The sequence below is a fragment of the Streptomyces eurocidicus genome, assembly GCF_002891295.1.
In the GTDB taxonomy this organism is placed as follows: Bacteria; Actinomycetota; Actinomycetes; order Streptomycetales; family Streptomycetaceae; genus Streptomyces; species Streptomyces eurocidicus.
In genome coordinates this window covers 158603-172798 of sequence record NZ_LGUI01000004.1, presented here as the reverse complement: position 1 = coordinate 172798, position 14196 = coordinate 158603, and the positions used below count along the sequence as shown (strand labels likewise).

The following is a 14196-nucleotide window of genomic DNA, read 5'->3' as shown; positions in this document are numbered from 1 at the left end:
GGTCAGAGTTGGAAGGTGACGCGTTCGGTGTCGAGGCCGCGGACGACCACGTGCCTGCGATAGCTCAGTGAGTCCTCGTGCACGTGGAAGCCGCGCAGCCGGCGAGCCAGCTCACCGAACACGATCTCCGCCTCCAGCCGGGCCAGGCTGCTGCCGAGGCAGTAGTGCGCGCCGGCGCCGAAGGCGAGGTTCATCACGGCCGGCTTCCGGTCCGCGATGAACCGACCCGCACTCGGGTGCACCCGCTCGTCCCGGTTGCCGGACGCGAGGACCAGGGTGACCACCGAGCCCTCGGGGATGTCGATGCCGTTGATCCGGTCGGATCGCAGCGCGACACGGCCGGTCAGCATGATCGGGCAGTCGTAGCGCAGCGCCTCGCTGACCACGTCGCCGACGATCGCCGGGTCCTGCCGGAGCAGCTGGAACTGCTCCGGGTGGCGCGACATCGCGAGCAGGCCGTTGGTGATCAGGTTCGTGGTGGACTCATGGGCCGCGGTGAACACGGTCACCACGACGTTCGTCACCTCACGCCGGCTCAGCCCGCGCCCGTCCTCCTGCGTGGAGAGCAGGCTGGAGATGAGGTCCTCGCCGGGGTTGCGGCGGCGCTTGTGGATGAGGTCCGCGAAGTAGCCGTGCAGTTCGGTGGTGGTGCGGATGATGCGGACGAGTTCCTCGCGGTCGAACATCGCCGTGGAGTGGAAGCTGGCCACCAGCGTGGGCAGCTCCGTGGACAGCGCCATGTCGCTGGACCACTCCCGCAGCATCGGGATGTCCTCGTCCGGGATGCCCAGGAGAGTCGCGATGACCCGCAGCGAGAGCACCGCGGCCAGGTCCTGCACGCCGTCGAACTCGCCGTCGGCCAGGCAGTCGCGGAGCAGTTCGTCCACGATCTCGCGAATCCACGGCTCGAAGCGCGCGGTGATCCGTGGCGTGAATGCCTTGCTGACCAGGTTCCGCTGCCGCCCGTGTCCGGGGTTGTCCATGAAGAAGATCGAGTTGAGCACCGGCTCGTCGCCGCGGTCGCCGAAGAGCTCCCGCATCCCCGGGGCGTTGAACGTGTCACTGCCCATGGTCGTGTGGCTCTTGAGCACCGCCATACAGTTGTCGTGGTCGCTCAGCAGCAGGGAACCGTCCGACGTCCACATCGGACCTTGCTCTCGCCACCGCTCGAACAACGGGTAGGGGTTCGCGAGCACTTCCCGGTCGAGCAGGGCGTGCAGCGGGTTGTCACGCGCGGTGGCCGGTGGGCGGCTTGGTACTGACATGGGCTAGCTCCTCTCCGTGGCACGGCCGGCAGTGCGACCGGTGTCCGATTCCGTGTCGTCGAGCACTCCGTCGATCAGCGTGAACATCTCGTCGTCCGTGGCGCCGCTCAGGTCGGGCACCGCGTCCCGCTCATCGGCGGTGCCGTCTTCCTGGCCGCGCAGCAGTCGCCGCAGTGTCGTAGTGATCACCTCGGGGACGGGCACGGACGGAGGCCGCCGGAGCAGGGCCGCCTCCAGCTCCCTCAGGTGGTCCAGCACGACCCGCTCGGCCGGGTCGCCCTCGTCGACACCGAGCGCGTCGCCGAGGTACCGGGCCAGCGCGGCGGCGGTGGGATGGTCGTAGACCGCGGAGGCCGCCAGCGGCACTCCGGTGTCCGCGCCGAGCAGGTTGCGCAGCCGGACCCCGGCCAGCGAGTCCAGGCCCAGCTCCCGGAACGGCCGGTGCGCGTCCAGGTCTCCGGCCGGCCGGCCCGAGACGACGGCGACCCGGGCGGTGACCAGCTCCAGCAGTACCGACGACCGCCGCTCCGGCGCGGTGGCCGCCAGCCGTTCCCGCAACGCGCTCGCGGGTTCGGGCCCGGTGTCCGCGCCCACACCCGGCAGTCCGGAGCACAGGCGCCCCGGCCGTGCGGCGGCGAATCGCGGCCAGTCCACGGCACCGACCACGTACTGCGCCGCACCGCCGGACAGTGCCCGCTCCAGCGCGTCCAGCGCCCGGTCGGCGGGCATCGGCGTGCCGCCGCTGTCCGACCGCGGGCCGACGGGCCAGGACGTGGTCATCCCGGTGTCCAGCCAGGGGCCCCAGGCCAGGCTCGTCGCGGGCAGGCCGCCGGCCTGTCGATGGGCGGCCAGCGCCTCCACGACGGCGTTGGCCGCGGCGTAGTTGCCCTGCCCCGGCGAGCCCGCGGTGCCGGCCAGCGAGGAGCACAGCACGAAGAAGCGCAGCGGATGGCCGGCGGTCAGCTCGTGCAGGAACCGCGCGCCGTCCGCCTTCGCCGCGAACACACGCGCCAGCCGGTCCTCGGACAGCGCCTCCAGCACCCCGTCGTCAAGCACCCCGGCGGCGTGCACCACACCGGTGAGCGACCGCCCGGCGAGCAGCCCGGCCAACGCCTCGCGGTCCGCCACGTCGCAGCCCGCGATGTCGACCTCGGTACCCAGCGCGGTGAGTTCGGCGCGCAGTTCCGGCGCGCCAGGGGTGTCCGCGCCCCGGCGGCCGACCAGCAGCAGGCGGTCCGCGCCCCGGGCCGCCAGCCGGCGGGCGATGTGCGCGCCGATGCCGCCCAGCCCCCCGGTGATCAGTACGGTGCCGATGGGCTCCGTCGTGGCGGGTTCGGTGCGGGGCACCGGGACCAGTCGCCTGGTGTACAGCCGCCCGTCCCGGATCGCGATCTCGTCCCTGGCAGCCAGCGCGGCGGTCAGCGCGGCCAGGTCCTCCACGGCCGGGCGGGGAGGCAGGTCCACCAGGCCGCCGTGCAGCCGGGGCGCTTCCATGCCCGCGACCCGGATCAACCCGCACACGGCGGCCTGCTCCGGATTCGGCACGGTGTCCGCCGTGTCGGCCCGTACGGCGCCGCTGGTGATCGACCACAGGGGCGTATCCGCGCCTCTGGACAGCAGCGCCCGCAGCAGTGCCAGGGTGGCGGCCAGGCCGGTCGGCACCCGCGGCGTGTCCGGGCCCTCGGCCATCGCCAGGAGGGACACGATGCCGCCGCCCGGCAGGTCGGGCAGCAGCCGGTCCCAGTGCTCGCCGTCCACGGCGTCGCCGCGCACGGTACGGGTCCCTTCGCCCAGCGCGCCCGCCACGTCCTCGGTGAGCCGGTCCCAGTCCGCGCCCGGCGGGGCCACCACCAGCCACGGCCCCGGCGCGTCGGCGACCGGGCCGGGGACGGGCAGCGGCTGCCACTCGACGCCGTGCAGCAGAGGGTCGGCGGGGGTCCCGTCGTCGTCGGGCAGCCAGAACCGCTGCCGGGTGAACGCGTAGCCGGGTAGTGGCACCACCCGCCCGCCCGCGCACCAGGCCGCCCAGTCCACGTCGACCCCCCGGGTGTGCGCGGTCGCCAACGCCGTCAGCAAGCCGTGCACCTCGTCGGCGTCCTGCCGTAGCACCGGCAGGAAACCGTCCCCGCCCAGCGCCTCCTGGCCGAGCGCGCTGAGCGTCGCGCCCGGTCCCAGCTCCAGGTAGGTGCTGGTGCCCGCCGCGTCCAGAGTGCGCAGGCAGTCGTGGAAGCGGACCGGTTCCCGCGCATGCCGGACCCAGTACTCCGGGTCGCAAAGCTCTTCGGTGACCCGTGTGCCGGTCACCGAGGACACGACCGGAATCGCCGGTGTCCGGAAGTCCAGTCCGGCCAGCACCTTCCGGAAGGGGTCCAGAACCGGGTCCATGTGGTGGGAGTGGAACGCGTGCCGCACCGCCAGGCGGTGCGCGTGGGCCACCCGCTGCGAGATCTCCCGCACCGCGTCCGCGTCCCCGGCGAGCACCACCGAGGCGGGCCCGTTCACCGCGGCCAGCGCCACCCGGTCCTCGCGGCCGCGCAGCAGTTCCGGCACGTCGGCTTCCGGTACCTGGACCGCCACCATCACGCCCTCGCCACCGAGTTCGTGCATCAGCCGCCCGCGCGCGGCCACCAGTGCGCAGGCGTCGGCCAGCGAGAACACGCCCGCGGCGTGCGCCGCGGCGATTTCGCCGACCGAGTGCCCGGCCACCGCGTCCGGCCGCACCCCCAACGTGGTGAGCAGCCGGAACACCGCCACCTGAACCGCGAACACCGCGGCCTGCGCATGGTCGGTGCGTTCACCGGGTCCGTCCCGGAGGATCTCGGCGAGCGGCCGGTCCAGCAGCGGGTCCAGCTCGGCGGCGATCTCCTGGAGGGCCGTCGCGAACACCGGTACCCGGTCCTGGAGCGACGTGGCCATGTCCGCGTACTGCACGCCCTGGCCGGGGAACAGGAACGCGGTCGCGCCGTCGGCCGCCACTCCGGTACTGCCGGTCCCGGCTCGCAGCGCGGCGGTCAGCTCGCCGGTGTCCGTGCCGAGCACGACCGTGCGGGCACGCAGCCGGGCCCGCGTGGTGGCCAGCGAGTACGCCACGTCCAGCGCGGACGGCGAGCCGTTCCCGTCCTCGTCGGTCAGTCGGCGGAGCAGGGCCTCGGCCTGCGCGGGCAGCGCCTCCGGGGTGGCCGCGGAGAGCACCCACGGGATCAGCGGCGGAGCCGCGGCGGTCGCCGGCTCCGGCTCCGGTTCGGGCTCGGGTTCCTCCAGGATCACGTGCGCGTTGGTGCCGCTGAGGCTGAACGAGGACACCGCCGCCCGGCGCGGACGGTCCGCGCTCGGCCAGTCCATCGGCTCGTCCAGCAACCGCACCGCGCCGTCGTCCCAGTTCACGTGCGGGCTCGGGGCATTCAGGTGCAGGGTCTGGGGCAACCGGCCGTGCCGCATGGCCAGCACCATCTTGAGCACACCCGCCAAGCCCGCCGCGGCCTGGGTGTGCCCGAGGTTGGACTTCGCGGACCCGACCAGCACGGGCCGTGCCCGGTCCTGCCCGTAGGTCGCCAGCAGCGCGGTGGCCTCGATCGGGTCGCCGAGCGGGGTTCCGGTGCCGTGCGCCTCCACCGCGTCCACCTCGCCGGGCGCCAGGCCCGCGACGGCCAGCGCGTCCCGGATCACCCGCTGCTGGGCCGATCCGTTCGGCGCGGTCAGCCCGTTGGACGCGCCGTCGGAGTTGAGTGCCGAGCCGCGCAGTACAGCGAGCACCCGGTGGCCCCGTTCGCGCGCGGTGGAAAGCCGCTCCATCACCAGCAGGCCGGCGCCCTCGCTCCACGCGGTGCCCTCCGCGGCCGCGTCGAACGGTTTGCACCGGCCGTCCGGGGCGAGCACCCCCACCTGGGAGAACTCCACGAACAGCGTCGGCGTGGTGAGCACCGTGACGCCACCCGCCAGCGCGACCGTGCACTCACCGGCCCGCAGCGCCTGCGCGGCCTGGTGCATCGCCACCAGCGCGGAGGAACACGCCGTGTCCACCGTGATCGCCGGGCCGTGGAAACCGAACGTGTAGGCCAGCCGCCCCGACGCGACGCTGCCCGCGTTGCCGATCGAGACGTCGCCGGTGAGGTCCTCGGGCGTCCGGTGCGCGCGGCGCGCGTAGTCGTTGCCCATCAGCCCGAGGTAGACGCCGGTGCGGGTGCCCCGCAACGCGGTCGGGTCGATCCCGGCGTCCTCCAGCGCGTGCCAGGCCAGTTCCAGCAGGATGCGCTGCTGCGGGTCCATCGTGACCGCCTCGGCCGGGGCGACGCCGAAGAAGCCGTTGTCGAAGTCGGCGATCCCGTCCAGGAAGCCGCCGTGCCGTACGTAGCTGCGACCGCCACGGCCCGGCTCCGGGTGGTAGACCTCGTCCAGGTTCCAGCCGCGATCCGCCGGGAACTCGGTGATCGCGTCCCGCCCGGCGGCCAGCAACTCCCACAGCTCGTCCATGGTGGACACCCCACCGGGAAGGCGGCAGCTCGCGCCGACCAGCACCACCGGGTCGTCCATGTCGTGCGAGCCGGGCCCGGCGACCGGTGTCCGGCCGCCGGGTACCGCGCCGGGGAGCTGCCCGGACAGGTACCCGGCCAGGGCCGTGGGGGTGGGGTGGTCGAACACCGCGGTCGCGGGGAGCTTCACCCCGGTCGCGGCCGAGAGCCGGTTACGCAGCTCCACCCCGGACAGCGAGTCGAAACCGATGTCGCGGAACGCCCGCGCCGGGTCCACCCGGCGCTCCACGCCGAGCACGGAGCCCACCGTGGCCAGCACGAGATCGAGCACCGACCGCTCGCCACCGGAGACGAACACGGGCGCCGCGGCCACGGCGGCCGGCCGGGCCGCGTTCCGCCGGACGCCGAGCAGCCCGGCCCACACCGGAGCCCGCTCCGGGCCTGCCGCACGCACGTCGGCCAGGTCGAAACGGGCGGGCACGGTGCACGCCAGGTCGGTGCCCAGCGCCGCGTCGAACAGTGCGAGCCCGTGTTCGCGGGACATCGGCACCAGCCCGGTTCGCCGCAGCCGGGCCCGGTCGGTGTCGCCCAGCCGTCCGGTCATGCCGGTGTCCTGCGCCCAGAGTCCCCACGCCATCGACGAAGCGGGCAGCCCCCGCGAGCGGCGGTGCTGCGCCAGCCCGTCCAGCCACGCGTTGGCGGCCGCGTAATTCGCCTGCCCCGGCGTGCCGAGGACACCGGCTACGGAGGAGAACAGCACGAACGCGGCCAGGTCGAGGTGTTCGGTCAGTTCGTGCAGGTTGCGCGCACCCTCGACTTTCGGTCGCAGCACCGCGTTCAGCCGTTCGGCGGTGAGGGAGCGCACCGTGCCGTCGTCCAGCACCCCGGCGGCGTGGATCACCGCGGTCAGCGGGCGGTGCGCGGGGATCGCCGCCAGCAGCTCGGCGAGTGCGGCCCGGTCGGCGACGTCGCACGCCACGACCGTGATCTCGGCGGTGCCGGTCAGGTCCTCGAGACCGGACTCGAGCGCCGCGCCACCGCGCCGCCCCGCCAGCACCAGGTGCCGCACCCCGTGCTCGGTGACCAGGTGCCGGGCCAGCTCCCGGCCGAGTACGCCGGTCCCGCCGGTGATCAGCACCGTGCCTCCGGCGAGGGCGGGCCGGTCCCCGGTCCGCGTCACCCGAGCCAGCCGCGGCGCGAACGCCTGCCCGCCTCGGACGGCGATCTCCGGCTCACCGGTTCCCAACGCCAGCTCCAGGGCGGAGTCGGCGTCCTCGGGGTCGCCGGGGCGGTCCAGGTCGACCAGTACGAACCGGCCGGGATGTTCGGTGCGTGCCGTGCGGACCAAGCCCCAGACCGCCGCGGCGTCGGGGTCCTGGTCGTCCTCCGGGGCGATCGCGATCGCACCGCGGGTCCGTACGATCAGGGGCCCGCCTGTCGCCTTCTCGTCGTCGGTGCCCAAGAACTCGCGGACCCGCGCCAGTGCTTCCTCGGGCCCGGCCACGTCCACGACCGGCGCGTCCACGATCGCCGGGGCGGGCCGCCGCGCGACCGGCACCCAGTCCAGCCGGTGCAGCGCCCGGTCCACGCCCGCCGCCCCCGACCGCACCGGCCCCACGGGCCGGAGCGCGAGCGCGCTGATCGTGGCCACCGCTTCCCCCGCCGCGTCGGCGAGCGCCACGGCGAACGAGTCGTTGCCCTGCGGAGTCAGCCGCACCCGCAATGCCGTGGCCCCGACCGCGTGCAGTGCGACCCCGCTCCAGGAGAACGGCAACCTCACCGGCGCGTCCCCCACGTCCAGCAGCAGCGGGTGCAACGCGGCGTCGAGCAGGGCCGGGTGCAGGCCGAACCGCCCGGGATCGACCGGCAGCTCGACCTCGGCCCAGCGCTCCGCACCGAGCCGCCAGGCCCGCCGCAGCCCCTGGAAGGCCGGCCCGTACTCGTAACCTCGCTCGTCGAGCCGTGCGTACGCGCCGTCGAGGTCGATCTCCTCGGCACCGGCCGGCGGCCACTCCGTCAGGGTCGCGCCGCCGGACGCCGCGGCCCGGAGCGTCCCCGTCGCGTACCGGGTCCACGGCGCGTCCGGCGCGGACCGGGCGTACATCGCCAGCGCGCCCGGATCCGTCTCGCCGATCGCGATCTGCAACTCGGTCTCGCCCCGCTCGGGCAGCACCAGCGGGCTCTCCAGCACCAGCTCGTCCAGCATCGGCAGCCCCGCCCGCTCACCCGCGTGCAGCGCCAGTTCGGCGAACGCGGCCCCGGGCAGCAGCACGGTGCCGCGCACCTCGTGCTCGGCCAGCCAGGGGTGCCGGGTGAGAGAGAGCCGGCAGGTGGCGACCAGGCCACCGCCGGCGAGCTGGACCACCGAGTCCAGCATCGGATGCCCGGCGGCGGGCCCGGAGGCGGCGGTGGGCAGCATCCAGTACCGCTCCTGGCGGAACGGGTAGGTCGGCAGTTCCACACTCCGGGCGCCGTCGAACAGCCCGTTCCAGTGCACGTCCACACCGTGCACGGCCGCCTCGGCCACCGCCAGCAGGAAGCGGTCGGCACCGCCGTCGTCCCGTTTCAGGGTCTCCAGCACCACGCCGCCCCCGCCGTGGTCCTCCTCGTAGTCACCGAGGATCTGCCGCACGCCGCCGGCGAGCACCGGATGCGGGCTCGACTCCAGGAACGTGGTGTGCCCGGCGGCGACCAGCCCGCGCACCGTCGCCTCGAACTCGACCGTGGCGCGCAGGTTGCGGTACCAGTAGTCCGCGTTCAGCCCGGTGGTGTCCACCGGACCGCCGGTCACGGTCGAGTGGAAGGGGATCTCGGCCGCCATCGGAGTCACCGGCGCCAGCAGTTCGCGCAGTTCCGCACGCAGCAGTTCGACCTGCGCCGAATGCGAGGCGTAGTCCACCGGCAACAGGCTCACCCGGATGTCCTCGGCGGCCAGTGCGGCGGCGAACTCTTCGACCGCCTCGACGGCGCCCGAGACCACCGTCGAGCGCGGCCCGTTGACCGCGGCCACCGAGAGATCCTCGCCCCAGCGGGCCATCGACTCTTCGACCGCCGCTCTCGGCAGCCCCACCGACAGCATCCGGCCCGTACCGGAGAGCGCCCGCAATGCCCGGCTGCGCAGCGTGACGATCCGCGCCCCGTCGTCCAGGGACAGCGCGCCGGCTACGGTCGCGGCCGCGATCTCGCCCTGGGAGTGGCCCACCACCGCGGCCGGCCGCACCCCGTGTGCCCGCCAGAGTCCGGCCAGCGACACCATGACCGCCCACAGCGCGGGCTGCACCACGTCCACCCGGAGCAGCGCGTCCGCGTCGGTGAGCACGTCGCTCAGATTCCAGTCCACGTACGGCGCCATCGCGTCCTGACAGGCCGCCATGTGCCCGGCGAAGACCGGGCTGGACTCCAGCAGTTCGGTGGCCATCCCGGTCCACTGCGTGCCCTGGCCGGGGAACAACAGCACCGGACCGGTGTCCCGGCAGGGTGATCCGACGACCGTGCCCGGTGCCGAACCGCCCTCGGCGAGCGCGTCCAGTCCGTGCACCAGCGAGTCCCGGTCCCGGCCGACGACGGCGGCCCGGTGCTCGAACCCGGCCCGGCCGGTCGCCAGCGTGAATCCGGCGTCCAGCAGGCCGACCCGGTCCGTGCGGAGCCGCTCGGCCAGCCGGCCGGCCTGCTCCCGCAGCGCCTCCGCCGACCGCGCGGACAGCAGCAGCGGCACCGCGGACGCCGGGCGCGGTGCCGCGGCGGGCGCGGGTTCCGGCGCCTGTTCCAGGATCACATGGGCATTGGTGCCGCTGATGCCGAACGAGGACACCCCGGCCCGGCGCGGGAGTCCGGTCTCCGGCCACGGCGTGTCCTCCGCGAGCGGGGTGACCCTGCCGGACTCCCAGTCCACGTGCGGGCTGGGCTCGGTCAGGTGCAGGATGCGCGGCAGCACGCCGTCGCGCATGGCGTGCACCATCTTCAGGATGCCCGCCACCCCGGCAGCGGCCTGCGTGTGCCCGATGTTCGACTTGACCGACCCCACCAGCAGCGAGCGCGCCCGCTGCGGGCCGTGCACCGCCAGCAGCGCCCGTGCCTCGATCGGGTCGCCGAGCATGGTGCCCGTGCCGTGCGCCTCCACCGCGTCGATGTCCGCCTCGGACAGCCCGGCGTCGGCCAGCGCCGCCCGCAGCACCCGTTCCTGAGCCGGCCCGCTGGGTGCGGAGAGCCCGTTGGAGGCCCCGTCCGAGTTGACCGCGGTGCCGCGCACCAGCGCGTGCACGGTGTGCCCGTGGCGCAGGGCGTCGGAGAGCCGTTCCAGCACCAGCATTCCGACGCCCTCGGACCAGGCCGTACCGTCCGCCGTCGCGGAGAACGGCTTGCACCGGCCGTCCGGGGCGAGACCCCGCAGCCGCGAGAACTCCACGAACATCTCCGGGGTCGCCATCACCGTCACCCCGCCGGACAGGGCCAGGTCGCACTCGCCGAGACGCAGCGACTGCACCGCGAGATGAGTGGTCACCAACGACGAGGAGCAGCCGGTGTCCACCGTGACCGCGGGGCCGGTGAGGCCGAGCACATAGGCCACTCGGCCGGACACCACGCTGGAGGTGTTCCCGGTGATCAGGTACCCCTCCAGCCCGTCCGGGGCGGTATGCACCCGGGGCGCGTAGTCGTGCATCATCGAGCCGGCGAACACGGCCGTGCGGCTGCCCCGCAGCGAGGTGGGATCGATGGCCGCGTTCTCCAGGGCCTCCCACGCCGTCGTGAGCAGGAGGCGCTGCTGCGGATCGGTGGTCAGCGCCTCGCGGGCGGAGAGCCCGAAGAACTCGGCGTCGAAATGGCCGGCGTCGTAGAGGAAGCCGCCGTGCCGGACGTAGGAGGTACCGGGCCGGTCCGGGTCGGGATCGTAGAGGGCCGTCAGGTCCCAGCCCCGGTCGTCCGGTAACCCGCCGATCGCGTCGGTCCCGTCCCTGGCCACCTGCCAGAGCCCTTCCGGGGCGGTTATTCCGCCCGGGTAACGGCACGCCATTCCCACAATCGCAATCGGTTCGCCCGGCATCCGGTGCCCTCCCAGAGAAGTTTGGACTTTGTCGGCTACCATGGGCACAAGATCATTCACCGAACTCGCGACCATCTAACCAAACGCCGATAAATCGAGGTGCATCAACATGATCAGCACCCGGGCTCATTCCACACAACACCTCTGACCGACCAAAATCTGGGGCTTTCACTAGAGACTTCGGCCTGCCGCCAAGAGTTTCCACCACTACCGTGACGCGTAGCGGATCCCACCGAATTCCGCTACCCACCAAGTGCGAGGCAACCATTCCGTCGCACCGGCCGTCCCCAGGCGAGCACTCCCTCTGACCGCCGCCGGACCAGCCGCGGAGAGCAGCCAGAACCGCAGGCCACGAGTTCGACCAGTGGCGCCGCTCGATTACCGGGCGGCATGACGACCCGCCCCTACCCGGAACTCGAATATGAGATCACACAACAAGTCATGGATATGCGCCTGAGCGAGCAGGCTGCCACATGAATTGTCATCACCGCAAGATCTTCACCCGGAAAACGCGGCGCGGTCCGTACCCCCTGCCCAAATCGACCGGCGCAAAACGAACTGCCTCTCCGGCACTCCGGTAAACGCATGACTGGCGGCCGGCGCTTTCTGTCTCCGTCACCAAGTGACCGGGAGTGCCGATACCGAGAACGCGGAGCCGTTGACGAGCGGGATCGCGGTCGGCGGCGGACAGGGCATCGCCGAGCACAGCGCGGACGTCTTCATGGCGTGCGGCAACGAACACGGTGCGTCCGCTCGGGCCGTCAGCCTGGGCGGGCCGGGGTGCTCGCGCAGGCCGGCATAGTCCGGTGGCGGGGAGAACGGGCAGGTCCGAGGCATCGGCCAAGTCTCGGCTCGCAGCGGGCTCTGGTCGCGCACGGTCACCACCTCGACTCTTTCGGAAGTCAAGGACAACCGTATGACCGGTGGTACCCGCATTTCCCTAAAGGTCTTCCCGTGACTCCGTAACTGTGCTGCGGCGACAGGGGTGTTGCAGAGATCCGGGCTCAGATCAGCCTACGCGGCCTCCGTCGTCCGTTCCGGTGCCGCGCTCGCCCGGTGCGCCTCGCGGCGGCGCCTGTACAGCGGGACGGCCACCAGAAGGCAGACCGCGAAGGCGGCCGCCAGCCAGCGGAAGGCCGCGTGGTAACCCGACAGTGCCGCGTACGCCCGGGTCGGCGCGCCCGGTGTGTCGTGGCCGGCCAGGTAGGCCGCGGTCGTCGCCGTGGAGACGGTGTTGAGGAGGGCGACGCCGATCGAGCCGCCCACGTACTGCATGGCGTTGACGGTGGCCGAGGCGACGCCCGAATCGGCAGGGTCCACCCCGAGGGTCGCCAGGCTGGTGGTGGCGGTGATGATCGTCCCGAGGCCCGCGCCGGTGAGGACGAGGGCGGGGAGGACGGCGGTCGGGTAGGGGCTGTCGAGGCCGAGGGAGGCCAGCAGGGCGAGTCCGCCCGCGGCCGACGCCGCGCCCGCCGCGATCACGGCCTTGGGGCCGAACCGGGGCAGCAGCACATTGGTCGCGAGGGGCGAGGTGCCGATGAGGCCGACGATCATCGGCAGGTAGGCGAGTCCGGTCGCGGCCGGGCCGTATCCGAGGGACTGCTGGAGGTAGTAGGTGGCGAAGAGGAAGGTGCCGAAGACGGCCGAGCTCGTCTGGAAGAGGGCGATCAGCGAGGCGCCGCGGTCGCGGTCCAGGACGATGCGCAGCGGCAGCAGCGGGTGCCCGGCCCTGGTCTGCCACCAGATGAACATCCCGAGGAGGGCCCCGGCCGCGGCGAGGAACCCCCAGGTGGCGGCGGACGTCCACGGGTGGTTCTCGGCGGCGGCGAAGCCGTAGACGAGGCAGAACAGCCCGGAGCCGACGAGCACCGTCCCGGGCAGGTCGAGCCGGGACGTCCGCGCGCGGGGGGCGGGGGTGAGCAGGAGGACTCCGGCGGCGAACGTCAGGACGGCGGCCAGGGTGTTCATGTACATGGCCCAGCGCCAGCTCAGGTACTCCGTGAGGACGCCGCCGAGCGGCATCCCCACCGCGCCGCCGGCACCGGCCGCCGCTCCCCATACGCCGAAGGCCGTCGCGCGCTCCTTGACGTCGGTGAACGTGACGCCGACGAGCGAGAGCGCGGCGGGTGCCAGGAGCGCGCTGGACAGCCCTTGTCCGGCGCGGGCCGCGACCAGCACCCCGAAGCCGTCGGCCAGGCCCGCGAGGGCGGAGGTCGCGGCGAAGCCGGCCAGCCCCGCGAGGAAGGTGGCGCGGCGGCCGAAGAGGTCGGCGACCCGGCCGCCGAGCAGCAGGAGGCTGCCGAAGGCGAGCGCGTAGGAGGTGACGATCCACTGCCGCCGGCCGTCGGGGAAGCCGAGGTCGGCCTGGGCGGAGGGCAGCGCGATGTTCATGATGGTGCCGTCGAGCACCACCATCAGTTGCGCCATGCTCAGGACGCCCAGGATCCACCAGCGGCGGCGCGGCGGCACGGGGGCGGTGTGGCGCGGAGGCATGGTGGCGGTCTCCCGGAAAGGCGGTGGTGTCCCGCTGCCGGCCCGCACGGAATGCGCGGCGGACCGGCAGCGGTCCCGAGGACGGAAAGGCGGCGGTCCGGTGAATTGCCGCCGATCGCAGCATAGTTGAGGCCCCCATGGGCGCGGCGCCGGGTTTCCCGAAGAACGATGGTCATGACACTCGTTGACCCGATGGTCCGATAACACCTGGATCCTTTTTACCTCGTTGGAGGGGGTTCCCGGGCACGGCGGTAATTCCTTGACCTTCTGGCGATATGGTCGCCGTGTGCTGGTCGCCATATTTGCTCGGCCGTGACGGTATTCCGCGCGGGCTAGGAGTGAGGACGGGGACGATGAAACACACAGAAACCTCCGGAATGAAGGACCAAGGATTCCGGGCGGCGATGCGGCATCTGCCCACCGCGGTCGCGGTCCTGACGGTCCGGACCGGGACCGGCCCGGCCGGCATGACCGCCGGATCGGTCACCTCCGTATCGATGGACCCCGAGTTGCTGTCGGTGTGCCTGCGGCAGGGCAGCCGTCTCACCGCCGCGATGGCCGACTCCGGCGGATTTGTGGTGAACCTGCTCCAGGAGCACCAGTCCGGGATCGCCCGCTGGTTCGCCTCGACCGAACGCTTCGGCGTGACCGACGAGTTCCACGGCATCGGCTGGCATCCCGCGCCGAACGGCGGCCACCCGATCCTGGCGGACGCGGCCTGCGTGTTCGAGTGCCGCACCGAGGGGCAGGTGCCGAACGGCGATCACCTCCTCACCATCGGCTGGGTGACCGCGAGCAGGGTGAGCCCCACGGCACGCCCGCTGCTCAGCTATCTGGGCCGCTTCCACAAGATCAGCAACCTGACCGGCGACGACTCGCCGACGCCCCGGGTCCGGGCATGACCGGCCCCGGGCGCGGGCGGGGCAGC

4 protein-coding genes are annotated in these 14196 nt (G+C 73.1%); 1 reads left to right on the top strand and 3 read right to left on the bottom strand.

Going from position 1 to position 14196, the window contains the following annotated elements; genetic code table 11:
- Window positions 1–2 precede the first annotated feature (2 nt).
- From AF335_RS14875 to AF335_RS14860, 3 genes are all read right to left on the bottom strand, one after another.
- Window positions 3–1265 (bottom strand): cytochrome P450, encoded by a 1263-nt coding sequence (locus tag AF335_RS14875; protein ID WP_102918865.1) that lies wholly within the window; start codon window positions 1263–1265, stop codon window positions 3–5.
- Window positions 1266–1268: 3 nt separating this feature from the next.
- A complete protein-coding gene (locus tag AF335_RS14870) occupies window positions 1269–10823 on the bottom strand; it encodes an SDR family NAD(P)-dependent oxidoreductase (protein WP_376697871.1) in 9555 nt (3184 codons plus the stop codon).
- A gap of 966 nt (window positions 10824–11789) precedes the next feature.
- The gene (locus AF335_RS14860; RefSeq protein WP_102918862.1) at window positions 11790–13268 is read right to left on the bottom strand and encodes an MFS transporter; all 1479 of its coding nucleotides are present in this window, start codon (window positions 13266–13268) and stop codon (window positions 11790–11792) included.
- Between the two features lie 353 nt (window positions 13269–13621).
- Here AF335_RS14860 and AF335_RS14855 point away from each other — a divergent pair, with 353 nt between their 5' ends.
- Entirely contained in the window at window positions 13622–14170 is a 549-nt protein-coding gene (locus AF335_RS14855; protein WP_170127697.1) for a flavin reductase family protein, read from the top strand.
- The last annotated feature ends 26 nt before the right edge of the window (window positions 14171–14196 follow it).